The following is a 17,447-nucleotide window of genomic DNA, read 5'->3' as shown; positions in this document are numbered from 1 at the left end:
GCTCATGCTGCGCCGAGACCCGTGACGGCCGGCAGGACGCGCGTCACCAGCGCCTCGCCCAGCAACGTCGCGAACAGGAGGAAGAGATAAAGGATCGAGAAGCCGAACATGGCTTTCGCGGCCGACACCGCGGCGGCGCCCTCGCGGCGGCGATAGACGCGCACGGCGAGATGCAGCAGCACGGCGCCGCAGGCGGTGGCGACCACGCCATAGACGATGCCGGCAAGGCCGAGCACCGCCGGGCTGATGGCGAGCGGCACCAGGAACAGCGTGTAGAGCAGGATCTGCCGGCGCGTCTCGTCGGGGCCGGCTGTGACCGGCAGCATGGGCACGCCGGCACGGGCGTAGTCGTCGGCCCGGTAGAGCGCCAGCGCCCAGAAATGCGGCGGCGTCCAGAAGAAGATGATGGAGAACAGCAGCACCGGCTCCAGGCTCACCGTGCCGGTGGCGGCGGCCCAGGCGACCAGGGGCGGGAACGCGCCGGCGGCGCCGCCGATGACGATGTTCTGCGGCGTCGAGCGCTTCAGCCACATGGAATAGATGACGACGTAGAAGAAGATGGTGAAGGCGAGCAGCGCGCCGGCGAGTTCGTTGACCAGCAGGCCCAGCACCACCACCGAGAAGGCGGCGAGGGTCAGGCCGAAGGCGAGCGTCTCCTCGGCGGAGACCCGGCCGGTGGGGATCGGCCGGCGCGCGGTGCGCGTCATGATGGCGTCGATGTCCCGGTCCCACCACATGTTCAGCGCGCCCGAGGCGCCGGCGCCCACCGCGATGCACAGGAGCGCGGTGAAGGCGAGCACCGGGTGCATGTCGCCCGGCGCGCGCACGAGGCCCACCAGAGCGGTGAAGATGACCAGCGACATCACCCGCGGCTTCAGCAGCTCGATGAAGTCGGCCGGACCGGCGAGCCCCTCCGCCGCCTGCGGCGCACGCCCCGCGGCATCGGTCTTGGAAAGGCTCACGCTCACGTCACTCATCCGCTTCACTCACTGCTTGTCACGCGCTGCTTCCAATCCGCGATCCGGACCGGATGCACCCAGCCGGCGGGCCGGCGACGGGCCTCCGGCGGACCCGAAAGGCGCCGGTCGCCCGGCGCCCTTTCGATGGGGCCCTGAGCCCCGCTTCGATCCCCGCGCCCGCGCTGCGGCGGGCGCGGCGCCGCTCACTTGATGCGCGGCAGCACCTCGAACTGGTGGTAGGGCGGCGGCGACGGCAGCGTCCATTCCAGGGTGGTCGCCCCCTCGCCCCACGGGTTCGCGGCGGCCTTCTCCTTGCGGATGAAGGCGATGGCCGTGCCGGTGAGGAAGATCAGCACCGCCACGCCCGAAATGTACGAGCCGATGGAGGAGATGAAGTTCCAGTGGGCATAGGCGTCCGGATAGTCCGCATAGCGGCGCGGCATGCCGGCGAGGCCGAGGAAGTGCTGCGGGAAGAAGATCAGGTTCACGCCGATGAAGGTGACCCAGAAGTGCAGCTTGCCCCAGAACTCGGGGATCATGTAGCCGAACATCTTCGGGAACCAGTAGTACCAGCCCGCGAAGATGGCGAACACGGCGCCGAGCGAGAGCACGTAGTGGAAGTGCGCCACCACGTAATAGGTGTCGTGCAGCGAGCGGTCGATGCCCGCGTTCGAGAGCACGACGCCGGTCACGCCGCCGACCGTGAACAGGAAGATGAAGCCGATGGCCCACAGCATGGGCGTGCGGAACTGGATGGAGCCGCCCCACATGGTGGCGATCCACGAGAAGATCTTCACGCCCGTGGGCACGGCGATGATCATGGTCGCGGCCACGAAGTAGGACTGCGTGCCGGTGGACAGGCCGACCGTGTACATGTGGTGCGCCCACACGACGAAGCCCACCACGCCGATGGCGACCATGGCGTAGGCCATGCCGAGATAGCCGAACACGGGCTTGCGCGAGAAGGTGGACACGATGTGGGAGATCAGCCCGAAGCCGGGCAGGATCAGGATGTACACCTCGGGGTGCCCGAAGAACCAGAACAGATGCTGGAACAGGATCGGGTCGCCGCCGCCGGCCGGGTCGAAGAAGGTGGTGCCGAAGTTGCGGTCGGTCAGCAGCATGGTGATGGCGCCGGCGAGGACCGGCAGCGACAGCAGCAGCAGGAAGCCGGTGATGAGCTGCGACCAGGCGAACAGCGGCATCTTGTGCAGCGTCATGCCCGGGGCGCGCATGTTGAAGATGGTGGTGATGAGGTTGATGGCGCCGAGCAGCGAGGACGCGCCGGCGATGTGGAGCGAGAAGATCAGCAGGTCCATGGCCGGGCCGGGATGGCCGATCTTGGACGACAGCGGGGGATAGATGGTCCAGCCGCCGCCGAAGCCGAGCGAGCCGGGCGCGCCCTCCACGAACAGCGAGGACAGCGCCAGGATGAAGGCCGGCGGAAGCAGCCAGAAGGCGATGTTGTTGATGCGCGGGAAGGCGGTGTCCGGCGCGCCGATCATCAGCGGGGCGAAATAGTTGCCGTAGCCGCCGATGAGCGCGGGCATCACCATGAAGAAGATCATGATGAGGCCGTGTCCGGTGGTGAACACGTTGAAGGTCTGCGGATCGGAGAAGATCTGCATCCCCGGCTCCTGGAGCTCCATGCGGATGCCGATGGAGAGCGCACCGCCCACGATCCCCGCCACGATGGCGAAGAGCAGGTACATCACGCCGATGTCCTTGTGGTTGGTGGAGAACACCCAGCGGCGCCAGCCGGTCGGGATGTGGCCGGCCTCGTGGGCGGCGTCGGAATGCGCGCCGTAGCCGGAATGGCCGTGAGCCTTGTCCGCCGCGTGGTCGCGCTTCGCGTGGTCGGTTGACGTCGCCTCGGTCGCCATACGCTTGATCCTCGGTTGCCCGGCGCGGCCTCAAGCGGGACGGCCCGGCATGCGTTTCTTCTTCGGGCCGGGCCGAAAGGCCCGGCAGTTCTTCCTGACGGCCCGGCCGGGACTGGCCCCGCCGGCGCCGCGCTTACTGCCGCTTCGTCACTGCGCCGCGGCGAAGGCGAGCATGCCCCGGCCGTCGGCGGGCGCGGAGGCGAATTTGGCCTTGGCCTGGGCCAGCCAGGCCTCGAAGTCCTTCTCGCTCACCACGCGCACCGCAATCGGCATGAAGGCGTGGTCGCGGCCGCACAGCTCTGAGCACTGGCCGTAATAGACGCCCTCGCGGGTGGCGCGGAACCAGGTCTCGTTGAGGCGGCCCGGCAGGGCGTCGATCTTGATGCCGAAGGACGGCACGGCGAAGGAATGGATCACGTCCGCCGCCGTCACCTGCACGCGGATGTTCTTGTTCACCGGCACCACCACCTCGTTGTCCACGGCGAGCAGGCGCGGCTGGCCGGGCTTCAGGTCCTTGGTGGGCACCATGTACGAATCGAAGCCGAAGCCGCCATTGTCCGGATACTCGTAGGACCAGTACCACTGGTGGCCTGTGACCTTCAGGGTGAGGTCGGCCTCCGGAATGTTGAGCTGCAGGTGCAGCAGGCGGAAGGACGGCACGGCGATCACCACCAGGATCAGCACCGGAAGCACCGTCCAGGCCACCTCGATCAGCGTGTTGTGGCTGGTCTTCGACGGCACCGGATTGGCGCGCTCGTTGAAGCGCAGCGCCACCACCACCAGCAGCACCAGCACCAGCAGGACGATCGCCGTGATGATGATCAGAAGCAGGTCGTTGAAGCCGTGGATGCGCTCCATGACGGGCGTCGCCGCGTCCTGGAGGTTGATCTGCCAGTCGGCAGCCTGGCCCATCTGGGCGTTGGCCGCGCCGGACGCGAGGACCGCCGAAAGAAGGGTGCCGGCGAAAAGTCCAGCGGCGCGGACGAGCGACATCATGGTCTGGAACTCTCCTTGGTCGGCGGAAACGCGCCGAGTTTTTTCCGGTCTTTTTGCCACTGCGAGAGCGCGCCGGACGACGGCAGCCACTCTCCCTAGAATTCATCAAACACAATTGGTGGCGCCTTGCAATCGCCCGGATCGTGCGCGATTGGACAAAACGCCCAGGCCTTGGAGGCGGCCGCCGTCCACCTCCCGCTGATCCCCGCCCAAGCCGTTGGCAGTCTTGCGTTTTAAGGTGCCCGTGAGGCGCTCTGACGCAGCCGCGGATCTTACCTAATTACCACGGAAGAGACAAAATACCGCGCAGGCGCCGCCTCCTCGCGGACCGGTGGCGCCCGGTCCGTGCTATGGGCATCGGCGACGCCCGCCGCCCCATTGTTGACAGGAAGGCTAGGGCATTAAGGCATTGGTTCACGAAATTCAGATAAGGCAGAAGCGTCCGGCCGCAGCCGGGTCCCTGCCGGAGTTGACGATGGTCCTGACTTTCCCCGCCCGCCCGCCGATCGTCCCGGACCGAGCCCTGACGGCGCGGGCAGGCAGAATGGCCGGAGCGCTGCTCCTGGTCGTCGGCGCGCTCCTGCTGGCGATCGCGGCCCCGCGGCCGGCGGCGGCGCAGGGCGTGGTGAAGTCGGTGCACGGCGACTGGCAGATTCGCTGCGACACGCCCCCCGGCGCCCAGGGCGAGCAGTGCGTGCTGCTCCAGTCGGTATTCGCCGACGACCGCCCCAATGTGGGGCTGACCGTGATCGTGCTGCACACCGCCGACCAGAAGAGCCGCCTCCTGCGCGTGCTGGCGCCGCTCGGCGTGCTGCTGCCGGCCGGGCTCGGCCTGAAGATCGACGACCAGGACGTGGGGCGCGCCGGATTCGTGCGCTGCCTGCCCAATGGCTGCGTCGCCGAAGTGGTGATGGACGACGCGCTGGTCAATCGGCTGCGCACCGGCAAGCAGGCCATCTTCATCATCTTCCAGACCCCCGAGGAAGGCATCGGCGTGCCGCTGTCGCTCAACGGATTCGCCGGCGGATTCGACGAGCTGAAGTGACCGTGCCCGCGCCTTCGGGACGCGCCCGGCAGGCGCCGCCGGACCGGCGCGAAGAAGGGCCGCAGGCCTGACGCAGCGTGACCTTTCGAAGCCTCCCGGCAAGCCTTGGCTTGGCCGCAGGACGGGCTTGGTTTGGACATGCTTGCTGACCAAAAGGGGATTGGGGCCGGCGCGATCAGCGAAGGAATGCGGGGATGCACGGGGAAGACCACGAGCTGTTCATTGCGGCGCTGGCCTTTCTCAGCGCCGCGGTGATCGCGGTGCCGGTGGCCCGGCGCCTCGGCTTCTCCCCCGTGGTCGGCTATCTGCTGGTGGGCATCGCCATCGGCCCGGTGGGCTTCAACGTCGCCAACCCCACGGTGGTCTCCACCGTCGCCGAGTTGGGCGTGGTGATGCTGCTGTTCCTGATCGGCATCGAACTGAAGCCGTCCCACATCCTGTCCATGAGCCGCTACATCTTCGGCCTCGGCGCGGCGCAGCTCGCGGTCACCACCGCGCTGTTCGCGGCGCTGGCCGTGTTCGGCCTCGGCTTCGGTCTCGCCGCGGCGGTGGTCAGCGGCGTCGCGCTCTCGATCTCCGGAACCGCCATCGCGCTCCAGCTGCTCGGCGAGCGCGGCGACCTCGCGGCGCCCTACGGCCAGCGCAGCTTCTCGGTGCTCCTGTTCCAGGACATGGCGGTGGTGCCGCTGCTGGCCCTGGTGCCGCTGCTGGCGCCGGGCTCGGAGGAGGCGGCGGCCGCCGACCCCACCGCAACGGTGCTCCAGGCGCTGGGCGCGGCGGCGGCCATCGGCATCATCGTCGTGTTCGGCCGCTTCCTCATCAATCCGCTCTTCCGCGTGCTCGCCCGCTCCGGCGCCCGCGAGGCGATGACGGCGGCGGCGCTGCTGGTGGTGCTGGGCGCCGCCGGGCTGATGCAGCTCGCCGGAATGTCCATGGCGCTCGGCGCGTTCCTCGCCGGGCTGCTTTTGTCGGAAAGCACCTTCCGGCACGAGATCGAGGCCAATCTCGACGGCTTCCGCGGCCTGCTGCTGGCGCTGTTCTTCATGAGCGTCGGCATGTCGCTGAACCTCGTGGTGGTGGGCGAGCATGTGGGCGCGCTGCTGATCGCCACGCTGGCGGTGGTGGGCATCAAGAGCGTGGTGGTCTACGGCGTGTTCCGCCACGACGACATCGCCCCGGCCGAATCGCTGCTCGCCGCTGTGGCGCTGACGCCGGCGGGCGAGTTCGCCTTCGTGCTGTTTCCGCTGGCGCTCGCCACCGGCATCCTCAGGGGGCCGCAGGCCGACCTTTTGATCGCGCTCGCCGCCCTCACCATGATCGCCGGTCCGCTGCTGTTCGCCCTGGTGGGGCGCCTCGCCCCCAAGATCGCCCGCCGCACCGGCCCGCCCGAGCCCGAGCCCGACGACTTCACGGAGGCGGACGGCTCGGTGCTGGTGATCGGCTTCGGCCGCTTCGGGCAGATCGTCGCCCAGTGCCTTTTGGCCGAGGGGGTGAGCGTCACCATCATCGACAACGACGTGGAGATGATCCAGTCCGCCGGCCGGTTCGGCGTGCACATCTATTACGGCGACGGCACCCGGCTCGACGTGCTGCGCGCCGCGGGCGCCGAGCAGGTGGAGGTGATCTGCGTCTGCGTCGACGACAAGGAGGACGCCAACCGCATCGTCGACATCGTGCGCTCCTCCATTCCCTCCGCGCGGCTCTATGTGCGCGCCTTCGACCGCGTCCATTCCATGGACCTGCTGCGCAAGGGCGTGGACTTCGAGATTCGCGAGACGCTCGAATCGGCGCTCGCCTTCGGCGGCCGCACGCTGGAGGCGCTGGGCGTCGCCGCCCCGGCCGCCGCAGCGCGCATCGCCGACGTCCGGGTGCGCGACCACCGCCGGCTGGAGCGCCAGCTCGAAGAGGGCATCTTCGCCACCGACGACCTGTGGACCAAGCGCAAGGTGGAGCCCGAGCCGCTCACCGCGCCCGAAAAGCCCGCGCGCCCGATCAATCCGGAGGCGCAGGACATCCTCACGCACGAGACCGAATTCTCCGGCTGAGGCGCGAGGCTGCAGCCGGGGCGCGGAGGCCGGAGGTGGCCGGATGCTCCTGCTATCCATTCGTGATTTCGGCAGAAGCATGGCGTAAGGTTGCGGCGGCGGATGAGTCCGCCCGCGCCTGGCCGGTGCCCGGCGCGCCGAGATGGGTCGGAGCGAAGGGACCGCGGCGGAACGGCCTTCGAGAAGAACCCGCTCCGACGGAGGCCGCCATGGACGAGTTTCTTCGCATGTTGACCGCAGCCCAGGGCGGCCAGGGCATGGAGACGCTCGCGCGGGCCTACGGGCTTTCGCTCCAGCAGGCGCAGGCGGCCGCCGAGGCGATGATCCCGGCCTTCGCCGAGGGGTTCCGCCACGCCACCCAGTCGCCCGAGGCCATGGGCATGCTGATGTCGATGATGGCGAACGGCCCCTATGGCGCGCTCTATGCGCAGCCTGCCGCGCCGTCCGAGCTGTCGCGCGCCGGCCAGCAGGCGCTCGACGCGATGTTCGGGCCGGGCGAGGTCAGCCGCGCGGTCGCCAACCAGGTGGCGGCCTCCACCGGCCTCGGCGTCGCGGTGGTGCGGCAGATGATGCCGGCCTATGCCGCGCTGACGGTGGGCGGGCTCTCGCGCTCGCTGGCCGCCTCCGGCGCCCTGCAGCAGATGCTCGCCGCCATGCTCAGCCGCATGCCCGGCTCCGAGCCCCCGCGCGCCGCGGCGTCGCGCACCGGCAACCCCTGGATCGACGCCTTCCTCGCCTTCTCGGCGCCGGAGCCGCGCATGCCGTCCACCGGCAATCCCTGGGCCGATGCCTTCGCCCGCTCCATGATGCAGTACGTGCCCTCGGCCCCCGCTGCCGCGCCCGCGCCCGCGCGCAGCCCGGCGAACGCCTGGCAGGAGGTGGTGAACGCCATGGCGAATACCATGGCGCAAGTGGGACAGGTGGGACAGGTGGGACAGGGGGGCCTTTCCGCCGGCGCAGGCACCGCCGCGCCCGCGCCTCCGGTGCGCGACGCCAAGCCGGCGCCCGCCGCCACCAGCCCCCTGCCGTTCCAGGACTTTTTCGCGCAGATGTTCGCCCAGGGCTTTCCGCCGCGCCTGCCCGGCGCCGACGACGAGCGGCCTCGCTACACGTTCCCGGACTATTGGCTGGACATGATGAATCCGTCTCCGGCCGATCCGGCCGGCGGCAAGGTCGCGGCGCCGGGCGCCAGCACGAGCGAGCCGGGCGCCAAGCCCCGGGAGCCGGGCGGCTCGGGGAAATAGCGCGCGCAGAAGATCGCGCCGGCGCTGCTGCTCAGGCGGCAGGGAACCCAGGAGGGAACGGGGCGCGCCCGTGAGCCCGCCCCGAAGCACGCCCGCTAGTCCCACGGCCACGTGAAAATCGCCCACCCGAATGAAAAGTGGCCCGCGCCGGTTGCGGACGGCGCGGGCCAGGCGCGGCGGAGCCGAGGGGCATGCCCGCCGGTCGGGTCAAGCGCGTTGCGCCCTCAGGAGTGGCGGGCGCCGCGCGCAAATCGGGCGGAGGTCCGGCGCTCGCTGGCGCGCTGGGCCAAGGCCAGCGTCGGATCGGACAGAAGGGGCGCCGCGGTCGCGTCACGCAGGTCCGAGCGCGTCAGGCCGATGTCGGACAGCATATGATCGTCGAGCCCGGCCAGCTCGTTGAGGGTGCGGCGGCGCTCCATCGCGCGGCCGATCCCGCCCACAGCCTTCGCGCCGGCGCCGATCGCTCGCGCGAAGGCGAGCATGACGGCGGCCAGGAGTTCGCCCACGGGGGCGACGGCAGAGCTGCGGACTTCACCATGGATACTCATCATCATCTCCATCACCGCGTGGCGGCGCGCGCCCTCTTCTCGGCAAACCGTGGCCTCCCAAGCCACCCGATATCGCGCCCACGCTGGGGTGGCGCCTTTGTGCCTTGCACCAATGAATCAAGCTAGCGAATGTTTTTCATCTCACTTATCATCGATAATGATGAGTTGACGGGCGCGCGGACCCCGGCTCAGCCAGAGCGTGGCGCGGCAAGGGGATGGCGCTGGCGCCTAAAAAACGACCGGGAGACAATCATGAGCATCCTCCTCGATCCCGATCAGCTTCGGACCTTCGTGGCCATCGCCGAAACCGGCAGCTTCACCCGCGCGGCCGAGGTGGTGCACAAGACTCAGTCGGCGGTCTCCATGCAGATGAAGCGGCTGGAGGAGCGGGTCGGACGGCCGATCTTCACCCGCGACGGGCGCGCCTCGCGCCTCACCGAGGACGGCGAGCGCCTGCTCGACTATGCCCGGCGCATCGTGAAGCTGAACCTGGAGGCGGTTTCGAGCTTCACCGACACGGCCCTGTCCGGCCGGGTCTGCCTCGGCGTGCCGGACGATTATGCCGACCGCTACCTGCCGGACATCATGGCGCGCTTCTCGCGCACCCATCCCTCGGTGGAACTGACGGTGATCTGCGAGCCCACGAGCGACCTGACGCAGCGCGTTGCCGCCGGCAGCATCGACATCGCCATCATCACCAACACCGAGACCTCCGCCCGCAACGCCCAGGTGATCCGCCGCGAGCGGCTGATGTGGGTGTCCTCGGCGCGGCATGCGGTGCACCTGGAGACGCCGGTGCCGCTGGCGCTCGGCCGGACCACCTGCGAATGGCGCGCGCTCGCGGTCTCGCGCCTCGCCGGCACCGGGCGCAGCCACCGGGTGCTCTACACCAGCCCCAACAGCGGCGCGGTCTCGGCGGCGGTGCTCGCCGGCCTCGCGGTGTCGGTCTTCCCCGAATCGGCGCTGCGGCCCGGCATGCGGGTGCTGGGCACCGGCGACGGCTATCCCTCGCTGCCGCCGTGCGAGATCGGCCTGCTGCGCAGCCGGCACGAACCCTCGCCGATCGCCGACGCGCTCGCGCACCACATCATCCAGGGGCTCGACAACCTGACCGAGGCCGAGGCCGCCCAGTAGGCGCGGCGCCGACGCCGCGTCAGGCGCCCGTCTTGGGGAACACCATGCCCGAGAGCCGCGCCACCACCACCGGATGGCGCGCCATCAGGGTGTGCAACTCGTTCTCCTCGATCACCAGGACCTTGGCCTTGCTGGCGGCGCGCACCGTCAGGTGCTCCATCCCCGCGCCTGGAGCGACGCCGAACACCCCGCCCGGCCCCAGGCGCTCGACGCCGTCCGGGTGCTCCACCTCCACATAGCCTTCCAGCACCACGTAGAGGTGGCCGGTCTTCTCGCCCTTGCGCACCACCAGGTGGCCGCGGTCGAAGCTGCGCGAGTGCAGCACCGGCATCAGCGCGCCGAGCGCCTTCGGGTCGAGGTCGGTGAACGGGGCGAGCCGCGAGACCATGGAGAGGGTGACGACGAAATTGTGCTGCGCGATCACCTGCGAGAACGAGGTGGCGATGATGGCGATGGGCAGCGCCAGCATCACCAGGCCCGAGACCATGGTGATGCCGCCGATCACCCGCCCGAGCGCCGTCACCGGCACCACGTCGCCATAGCCCACAGTGGTGAGCGTGGTGATGGCCCACCACATGGCCGCCGGGATGGAGCCGAACTGGTCGGGCTGCATGTCGCGCTCGACGAGATACATCAGCGTCGCCGCCGTGAGCACGCCGGAGGCCAGGATCAGAAGGCAGGAGAACAGCGCGTAGCGCTCGCGCCGGATGGCGAGGAACAGCGCGTTGAAGCCCGACGAGTAGCGCGCGAGCTTCAGGAAGCGCATCAGGCGCAGCACCAGCAGCCCGTGCAGTTCGTAGCTGCCGAACAGCGAGCCCGCCAGCGGCACGATGGCGAGCAGGTCGATGACCGCGAACGGCGTGAACGCATAGGCGACGCTCGCCTTCCACGCGGGCATGCCGCGCCGCAGGGGATGCTCCGGCGCCACCCACAGCCGCATCAGGTATTCCACCACGAACACCGCGAGGCAGGCGTGCTCGATGGCGCCGAACGCGATCCCGTCCCTGAGGCCCAGGGACGGCACCGTGCCGAGCACGGCGATGACGACGCTGACGACCACCACCGCGATCAGGCCGAAATGGATCACGTCGGCGAGGCGATCCCCCGGCACGTCGCGCTCCAGAAGGTCGAACACCCGCCGGCGCAGACTCCTGTGATCCATGCCCATCTCCCGCGGGCGCGTGCCCGCCTGCCCACCACCTATAAGGCCGATTCCTACCGGAAATCACCGGCCGTCTGCGCCGCTCCCGCCCGCGATCTTCGCGCGCTCGGCCTCGCGCGCCTCGGCGATGCGCGCGCTCACCACCTCCTCGGGCAGGCCGAGCGCCTCCAGCAGGCGGCCGGCGAGCTGCAGGCTGGCCTCCACGGTCTCGGGGATGACGCCTGAGACGCCGAGCGCGGCGAGCCGGCGCGCGTGGGCGGCGTCGCGGGCGCGCGCCACCACAGCCGCCTTCGGCCAGCGCGCCCGCACCGCGGCCGCCATGCCCTCGGCCGGGCCGGCGGCGTCGAGCGTGACGACGAAGGCGCTGGCCGTGTCGCCGCCCAGCCGCTCCAGCAGATCGAGCCGCCCGGCATCGCCGAAATAGACCGGCCGGCCGGCCCGGCGCTCCACCGCCGCGCGCACCGGGTCGGCGTCCACCGCCACGAACGGCACGTTCTCGCGCGCGAGGATGGCCGCCACCGTGCGGCCCACCCGGCCGAAGCCGCCGATCACCACATGTCCGGACAGCGGGACGATGGCGGCCGGCGCCTCCAGATCGCGCGCGTCCGCCCGCTCCAGCCGCGCGCCGAGCCTGCGGCCGAGCCGCGCCATCAGCGGGGTCAGCGCCAGCGTGATGACCACCGCGGTCACCAGCGTGCTCATCTGCGCCGGGTCCACCAGCCGGCGCGCCGCGAGCAGGCCGAGCACCACCAGCGCGAACTCGCCGGTCTGGGCGAGCAGGACGGAGGCCTCCGCCGCCACCGGCCGCCGCGCGCCCATGAGGCGCACCGCGGCATAGGTGAAGGCCACCTTCAGGACGAGCACCGCCGCCACCACCTGCACCAGAAGCCAGGCATGCGGCAGCACGCCGGCGATATCGACGCTCATGCCCACGGTGACGAAGAACACGCCGATCAGGAGCCCCTTGAACGGCTCCAGGTCGATCTCGATCTGGTGCCGGTAGGCGGTCTCCGACAGGAGCATGCCGGCGAGGAAGGCGCCGAGCGCGGCGGAGAGCCCGGCGGCGTGGGTGAGCCCGGCGGCGCCCACCACCACCACCAGCGTGATCGCCATGATGAGGTCGCGCAGCCCGGTGCTGGCGGCGAGCGCCACCAGCGGCGCCAGCACGAAGCGCCCGGCAAGCAGGATCGCCACCACCGCCGCCGCCGCCTTGCCCAGCGCGGAGAGCGCGAGCCACGCCACGTCGCCCGACTGCGGGCCGAGCAGGTCCACAGCCAGCAGGATCGGCACCACCATCAGGTCCTGGAACAGCAGCACCGCGATCACCAATTGCCCGAAGGCGGTGAGCGAGCGGTGCTCGGAGACGAGAAGCTGGGTGACCACGGCGGTGGACGAGAGCGCCAGCGACAGCCCCACCACCAGCGCCAGGCCGGGATGGCCGAACGGCAGATAGAGCAGCGCCGCGAGCGGCGCCGCGCACAGCACCACCTGGAGCGCGCCGGCGCCGAACACCTCGCGCCGGAGCGCCCACAGCCGCGCCGCCGAGAATTCGAGCCCCAGCAGGAACAGGAGGAAGATCACCCCCAATTCGCCGAACGGCGCCACCCGCTGCGGGCTGGAAATGGTGATGAAGCGCACCAGCGGCACGTCGGCGGCGAGGCGGCCGAGCCCGTGCGGGCCGAGCAGGACGCCGATGGCGATGAAGCCCACCACGGCGCCGATGCGCGCGCGGTGGAACAGCGGCACCAGCACGCCGGCGGCGATGAGATAGACCATCGCGTCCTTGAGGACCGTATCCACCACGCCTTCCCCCTGCCCGCCGCCTGCCCGCCGCTTGCCGCCCCCTGCCCGCGCTATCGGACCGCAGGGACCTTACGCCCGCGCCGCAAGGGCCGGTATCCCCGCGCGCGGCGGCGCGGCGTCACGGCAAAGCGGGCACCGCCGCCGCGACCTTCGCCTTCAGCGCCGCGTCCGGGCGCGGCAGGTTGCGCGGCCAGGCGTGGGGCGCGCAGGTGAAGAAGCGCTCGCCGCGGGCATAGATGACGATGTCCGGCTTGAAGCGCAGCAGGTTGTCGAAATTGAAATCGCACGAGCCGAGCACCTGCCGCGAGGCGTGCATCCAGCCGACCTCGGACACGTTGGAATTCATGAACAGGCGCGGCCAGACCAGGGCGCTGAAGCTGTCGCCCATCACCAGCACGCGCGGACCCCCGCCGCTATAGGGGAACACGGTGGAGGCGAAGGGGCGGAACACGTTGTGGTGCGGCAGCCGCGGATCCAGCGCGAACTTCCGCAGCGGCACGTGGAGCACGAAGTTGTGGTCCTGGATCTGCGGCGGCATCCGCATGGTGCGCAGGAGGTCGCCGGACGGGACCGTCCGCTGGGCGCCGATGGCGCGCGAAAGGTCGAGGGCCCATTCCGGATGCCCCGCCGCCGTCACCGCCGCGTTGAAGGCGGCGACCGAGGAGCGGTAGTTCCAGTGGGTGTCGGTGAGCAGGTAGCGCGGATAGGGCGTCTTGCGCAGTTCCGCGCGCAGGTCCACCGCCGTGACGCCGAGCGCCTTCATGGCGCCGAGCATGAGGTCGTACTCGGTGGTGGGATAGGCGAGCCGGTCGTGCCACTCCGGCAGGCCCTCCAGGTCCACCGACTGGGCGTTGGGCGGCAGCGCCACCACGAGCTTCGCGCCCTGGGCGGTGAGGATGGCGTTCATCTCGCCGATCATCTCGGCGAAGCGCCGCACGCCCGGCACCCGCACGAAGGCGCCGGCGGACTGCTCGGGGCTGTTCTCGCGCCCCCAGAACAGCTGGCCGGTGCGGCCGGAATAGATCGGCCGGGTATCGGGCGAGGCGAGTTCCGCGCGTAGCTCCCGGCGCAGCACCGGCAGCGAGGCGCGGAAGCCGAAATTGTCCTGGATGAACTCGCCCACATTGTTGAACGCCACCGAGATCATGTGGCCGTAGCCCAGCTCCGGCCGCAGCGCCGAGCGCCAGGTGAACCGGCCGAGCGGATCGGGGATGAGGTTCGACAGCAGCAGCAGCGCGAAGATGCCGGCGATCATGGCGCCCATATAGCGGCGATGGCGCGAGAGCAGGGTCATGGCTCAGAACCGGTAGTAGAGGAACGGCGTCGAGGAGGCGCCGCCGAGCCAGATGATGCTGAACACCATCAGCACGCCGATGAAGGCATAGTCCGCCACCATGGCGAACCGCCCCTCGCCGGACAGGATCGGCCAGCGCTTCCACTGCCAGAAGCCGATGGCCGAGCCGACGATCATGGCGACGATGGCGAGCGGGGTGAGGCCGAAGCTGAGCGCCATGGAAGGGCGGTAGAAGCCGTTGAGGCCGATCAGGCCCTGGAACATCTCCACCGCCTCGGGCATGGAATTGGTGCGGAACAGGCACCAGCCCACCATCAGGACCCCCATGGCATAGACCTGGGCGAGGCCGCCCGGCAGGCGCTCCAGCATGCGCCCGAGGCCGGCGCGCTCCATGGCCAGGAACATGCCGTGATAGCCGCCCCACAGCACGAAGTTCCAGCTGGCCCCGTGCCACAGGCCGCACAGCAGGAAGACGATCCAGAGGTTGATGTAGGTGCGCGTCTCGCCCTTCCGGCTGCCGCCGAGGGGAATGTAGAGATAGTCGCGCAGGAAGGCCGACAGGCTCATGTGCCAGCGGCGCCAGAACTCGGTGATGCTCTTGGAGGTGAGCGGCACGCGGAAATTGCGCGGCAGCACGAAGCCCACCATCACGCCGAGGCCCACCGCCATGGTCGAGTAGCCGGCGAAATCGTAATAAAGCTGGATCGTGTAGGCGAAGACGCCGAGCCACGCCTCCACGAAGGTGGGGTTGGTGGTGGTGTCGAAGATGCCGTCCACCAGGCGCGCCAGCTCGTCGGCGATCAGCACCTTCCAGGCGAGGCCGATGGCGAACAGCCGCGCGCCGGCGGAGAAGCGGCCCCAGGTGGTGCGCCGCTTGGAAAGCTGCCGCGCCACCGTGTTGTAGCGCACGATGGGGCCCGCCACGAGCTGCGGGAACATGCACATATAGAGCGCGAACTGGGCCGGGTCCCGGTTGGCGCGCACCTTCCGCTTGTAGATATCGGCGATATAGGAAATGGCGTGGAAGGAATAGAACGAGATGCCGAGCGGCAGGCCGATGGCGGGAACCTGGAACGAGAAGCCGGTCGGCTCCAGAAGCACGTTGAGGTTCTGGATTAGAAATCCGGTATACTTGAAGATGCCGAGCAGAATGAGATTGAATGTGATGGCGACCACGAGCATCTTCTTACGCTCAGGTCCATCCCTGCGGTCGATCATCTGCGCAAGAAAATAATTTACCGCAACAGAAAAGAACAGAACGATGATATGCGGCGTGTAGCCCGCCGCATAAAAGACCACAGAGAAGGCAAGAAAGATATAGTTCCGCGTCGTAATCGTCTTCGCGGAAAAATACAGGACCAGGAACAGCGGGAAAAAATAAAAGAGAAACTCGATCGAGGCGAACGTCATGCCGGAAATACCGCTGTGGCCGGAGCGAGGATCGTCCATGCCATTCTTTGCCGCGGCCCGCAAGCCGGGCGGGCGGCGGACGCGGGATCGTTTGAACCTGATGCGCCGCCGCGACTACTCCCGGCCGGCTCCCCGTGAGCCACACCGCAAAGCCAGGTGCACTCCCCTCCTCCTTGCGGGGAGGGGCGAGTGGGCGGGGGTCGCGCGCCCCTCGGACATGACGGCGGAAGCGCCTTCCCGCATGGGTCCGACACCCCCAACCCTGGCCCTCCCCACAAGGGGGACGGGTGCTCCCCGCCCCCGCCCTTGCGGCCGGGGCGCCGCACGCTATCCTCGCCGGCCCGAGGAGCCCCCCAATGCGCATCGCCACCTGGAACGTGAACTCCATCCGCCAGCGGCTCGACCACGCGGTGGCGTGGCTCAAGGCAACCGACCCGGAGGTGGTCTGCCTCCAGGAGATCAAGTGCCAGACGGAGGCGTTTCCGCGTGAGCCGTTCGAGAGCCTCGGCTACAATGTGAGCGTCCACGGCCAGAAGGGCTTCAACGGCGTCGCCCTGCTCTCCAAGCTGCCGCTCGAGGACGTGACCCACGGCCTCGCCGGCGACGACGGCGACGAGCAGGCGCGCTTCATCGAGGCGGTGGTGTCGGTGAAAGGCGGGGTGGTGCGGGTCGCCTGCCTCTATCTGCCCAACGGCAACCCGCCGGACACCGAGAAATATCCCTACAAGCTCGGCTTCATGGCGCGCCTGAAGGCGTTCGCCGAAGACCGGCTGAAGCTGGAGGAGCCGCTGGTGCTGGCCGGCGACTTCAACGTCATCCCCATGCCGGAGGACGCCGCCGACCCCGCGGCCTGGGCGGGCGACGCCCTGTTTCTTCCGCGCACCCGGCAGGCGTTCCGCGAGCTGATCCATCTCGGCCTGACCGACGCGGTGCGCGCCGCCTCCGACGCGCCGCGCCTCTACACCTTCTGGGACTACCAGGCGGGGGCGTGGCAGCGCGACAACGGCATCCGCATCGACCATCTGCTGCTCTCGCCGCAGGCGGCGGACAGGCTGATCGCGGTGGGCATCGACAAGCACGTGCGCGCCTGGGAGAAGCCCTCCGACCACGTGCCGGTGTGGGCCGATCTCGCCATCGCCACCTGAGGGCGGGACGACGGGAAGGGACCAGGCGGGACTAGGTGGACTCGCGGGGAATTGGGCGTGATTTCGCGAGATCGGGAAAGGGACTTCGCATGGTCCTCCAAGGCGGTTGCCTGTGCGGCGCGGTGCGCTACCGGCTGCGTCATCCGCGCGCGGCCTATTGGTGCCACTGCACCATCTGCCGCCGCGCCTCGGGCTCGGCCGCCTTGCCGTGGGTGACCGTGGCGCGCGAGGATTTCGAGGTCGTGCAAGGGGTTATGGCGACCTACGCCTCCTCCCCCGGCGTCTCCCGCGGCTTCTGCGGCACCTGCGGCAGCCCGATCCTCTTCGACATGGCGCGCGAGGATGCGGTGGACGTGACGCTGGGCACCCTCGACGACCCGGACCAGCTGACGCCCACCCACCACATCTGGACATCAACCGCCCTCGCCATGGCCGACGGCCTCGGCCCCGGCCTGCCGCGCCATGCGGCCGAGGCCGAGTGAGGCCGCGGGTGGGAAGCCCTGGACCTGCCCTCTGATTGGGCAAAGGAGCGCCTGCCCATTCAGCATCCGCCGCCACGATCGGAAGGCGAAGCGCGGTCCGGGTGCTCAGTTTTATATATGAAAATCAGTCTATTGGATAAATAGGACAGTCCCGCTGCCTCTTCGCGCCTTCGGCTGGATCATTGTGAAATCCGCCTGATATTTCAGCTTGAACCGGGCCCGAGGATGGCTTTGTATGAAAGCCAGCTCGCGCCCCGTCCGGGCCGCCGCCGTTCCAGAATCTCCCGCAGTGCCAAT

14 protein-coding genes are annotated in these 17,447 nt (G+C 69.5%); 6 read left to right on the top strand and 8 right to left on the bottom strand.

The genetic code is table 11. The annotated features are described in order from the left end of the window. Window positions 1–2: 2 nt before the first annotated feature. From D9R14_RS04250 to coxB, 3 genes are all read right to left on the bottom strand, one after another. Window positions 3–977 carry a heme o synthase gene (locus D9R14_RS04250; protein ID WP_121622056.1) on the bottom strand — a complete coding sequence of 325 codons (975 nt, stop codon included), beginning with the start codon at window positions 975–977 and terminating at the stop codon, window positions 3–5. A 185-nt stretch (window positions 978–1,162) separates the two neighbouring features. Continuing rightward, the gene (gene ctaD / locus D9R14_RS04245; RefSeq protein WP_121622055.1) at window positions 1,163–2,842 is read right to left on the bottom strand and encodes a cytochrome c oxidase subunit I; all 1,680 of its coding nucleotides are present in this window, start codon (window positions 2,840–2,842) and stop codon (window positions 1,163–1,165) included. Between the two features lie 147 nt (window positions 2,843–2,989). Next, window positions 2,990–3,838: a cytochrome c oxidase subunit II gene (coxB, locus tag D9R14_RS04240; protein WP_121622054.1), complete on the bottom strand. Its 849-nt coding sequence runs from the start codon at window positions 3,836–3,838 to the stop codon at window positions 2,990–2,992. A gap of 544 nt (window positions 3,839–4,382) precedes the next feature. Here coxB and D9R14_RS04235 point away from each other — a divergent pair. From D9R14_RS04235 to D9R14_RS04225, 3 genes are all read left to right on the top strand, one after another. Further along, window positions 4,383–4,883, top strand: coding sequence for an invasion associated locus B family protein (locus D9R14_RS04235; protein WP_245420546.1), 501 nt, complete (start codon window positions 4,383–4,385; stop codon window positions 4,881–4,883). 194 nt (window positions 4,884–5,077) lie between these two features. Beyond that, window positions 5,078–6,928, top strand: coding sequence for a monovalent cation:proton antiporter-2 (CPA2) family protein (locus tag D9R14_RS04230; RefSeq protein WP_121622052.1), 1,851 nt, complete (start codon window positions 5,078–5,080; stop codon window positions 6,926–6,928). A gap of 209 nt (window positions 6,929–7,137) precedes the next feature. Then, window positions 7,138–8,172: a DUF937 domain-containing protein gene (locus tag D9R14_RS04225; protein WP_121622051.1), complete on the top strand. Its 1,035-nt coding sequence runs from the start codon at window positions 7,138–7,140 to the stop codon at window positions 8,170–8,172. Between the two features lie 224 nt (window positions 8,173–8,396). Here D9R14_RS04225 and D9R14_RS04220 read toward each other — a convergent pair whose 3' ends face one another. After that, the gene (locus D9R14_RS04220) at window positions 8,397–8,786 is read right to left on the bottom strand and encodes a DUF1127 domain-containing protein (RefSeq protein ID WP_245420544.1); all 390 of its coding nucleotides are present in this window, start codon (window positions 8,784–8,786) and stop codon (window positions 8,397–8,399) included. 186 nt (window positions 8,787–8,972) lie between these two features. On the opposite strand from D9R14_RS04220, the gene D9R14_RS04215 reads away from it, so the two are divergent. Then, window positions 8,973–9,854 carry a LysR substrate-binding domain-containing protein gene (locus D9R14_RS04215; protein ID WP_121622050.1) on the top strand — a complete coding sequence of 294 codons (882 nt, stop codon included), beginning with the start codon at window positions 8,973–8,975 and terminating at the stop codon, window positions 9,852–9,854. A 19-nt stretch (window positions 9,855–9,873) separates the two neighbouring features. Here D9R14_RS04215 and D9R14_RS04210 read toward each other — a convergent pair whose 3' ends face one another. From D9R14_RS04210 to D9R14_RS04195, 4 genes are all read right to left on the bottom strand, one after another. Further along, on the bottom strand, window positions 9,874–11,016 hold the full coding sequence (locus D9R14_RS04210) for a cyclic nucleotide-gated ion channel (protein WP_170168483.1): 1,143 nt from the start codon (window positions 11,014–11,016) through the stop codon (window positions 9,874–9,876). Between the two features lie 63 nt (window positions 11,017–11,079). After that, on the bottom strand, window positions 11,080–12,819 hold the full coding sequence (locus D9R14_RS04205) for a cation:proton antiporter domain-containing protein (protein WP_147452941.1): 1,740 nt from the start codon (window positions 12,817–12,819) through the stop codon (window positions 11,080–11,082). A gap of 118 nt (window positions 12,820–12,937) precedes the next feature. Beyond that, window positions 12,938–14,113 carry an alginate O-acetyltransferase AlgX-related protein gene (locus tag D9R14_RS04200; RefSeq protein ID WP_121622047.1) on the bottom strand — a complete coding sequence of 392 codons (1,176 nt, stop codon included), beginning with the start codon at window positions 14,111–14,113 and terminating at the stop codon, window positions 12,938–12,940. 3 nt (window positions 14,114–14,116) lie between these two features. Further along, the gene (locus D9R14_RS04195; protein WP_342634772.1) at window positions 14,117–15,295 is read right to left on the bottom strand and encodes an MBOAT family O-acyltransferase; all 1,179 of its coding nucleotides are present in this window, start codon (window positions 15,293–15,295) and stop codon (window positions 14,117–14,119) included. A gap of 584 nt (window positions 15,296–15,879) precedes the next feature. On the opposite strand from D9R14_RS04195, the gene xth reads away from it, so the two are divergent. Both xth and D9R14_RS04185 read left to right on the top strand, forming a co-directional pair. Then, window positions 15,880–16,668, top strand: coding sequence for an exodeoxyribonuclease III (gene xth, locus D9R14_RS04190; protein WP_121622046.1), 789 nt, complete (start codon window positions 15,880–15,882; stop codon window positions 16,666–16,668). 89 nt (window positions 16,669–16,757) lie between these two features. Further along, complete coding sequence (locus D9R14_RS04185) at window positions 16,758–17,150, top strand: GFA family protein (RefSeq protein ID WP_121622045.1); 393 nt, start codon at window positions 16,758–16,760, stop codon at window positions 17,148–17,150. Window positions 17,151–17,447 lie beyond the last annotated feature (297 nt).

The organism is Xanthobacter tagetidis (genome assembly GCF_003667445.1).
In the GTDB taxonomy this organism is placed as follows: Bacteria; Pseudomonadota; Alphaproteobacteria; order Rhizobiales; family Xanthobacteraceae; genus Xanthobacter; species Xanthobacter tagetidis.
Note: the sequence above shows the minus strand (reverse complement) of the source record. Positions and strands in the feature narration are given on the sequence as shown.

Coding starts and splice junctions, on each gene's coding strand:
- D9R14_RS04195 (WP_342634772.1), bottom strand. CDS start 15,295: ATGCTCGTGGTCGCCATCACATTCAATCTCATTCTGCTCGGCATCTTC.
- D9R14_RS04225 (WP_121622051.1), top strand. CDS start 7,138: ATGGACGAGTTTCTTCGCATGTTGACCGCAGCCCAGGGCGGCCAGGGC.
- D9R14_RS04215 (WP_121622050.1), top strand. CDS start 8,973: ATGAGCATCCTCCTCGATCCCGATCAGCTTCGGACCTTCGTGGCCATC.
- D9R14_RS04200 (WP_121622047.1), bottom strand. CDS start 14,113: ATGACCCTGCTCTCGCGCCATCGCCGCTATATGGGCGCCATGATCGCC.
- coxB (WP_121622054.1), bottom strand. CDS start 3,838: ATGATGTCGCTCGTCCGCGCCGCTGGACTTTTCGCCGGCACCCTTCTT.
- D9R14_RS04250 (WP_121622056.1), bottom strand. CDS start 977: ATGAGTGACGTGAGCGTGAGCCTTTCCAAGACCGATGCCGCGGGGCGT.
- D9R14_RS04235 (WP_245420546.1), top strand. CDS start 4,383: ATGGCCGGAGCGCTGCTCCTGGTCGTCGGCGCGCTCCTGCTGGCGATC.
- D9R14_RS04230 (WP_121622052.1), top strand. CDS start 5,078: ATGCACGGGGAAGACCACGAGCTGTTCATTGCGGCGCTGGCCTTTCTC.
- xth (WP_121622046.1), top strand. CDS start 15,880: ATGCGCATCGCCACCTGGAACGTGAACTCCATCCGCCAGCGGCTCGAC.
- D9R14_RS04185 (WP_121622045.1), top strand. CDS start 16,758: ATGGTCCTCCAAGGCGGTTGCCTGTGCGGCGCGGTGCGCTACCGGCTG.
- ctaD (WP_121622055.1), bottom strand. CDS start 2,842: ATGGCGACCGAGGCGACGTCAACCGACCACGCGAAGCGCGACCACGCG.
- D9R14_RS04210 (WP_170168483.1), bottom strand. CDS start 11,016: ATGGATCACAGGAGTCTGCGCCGGCGGGTGTTCGACCTTCTGGAGCGC.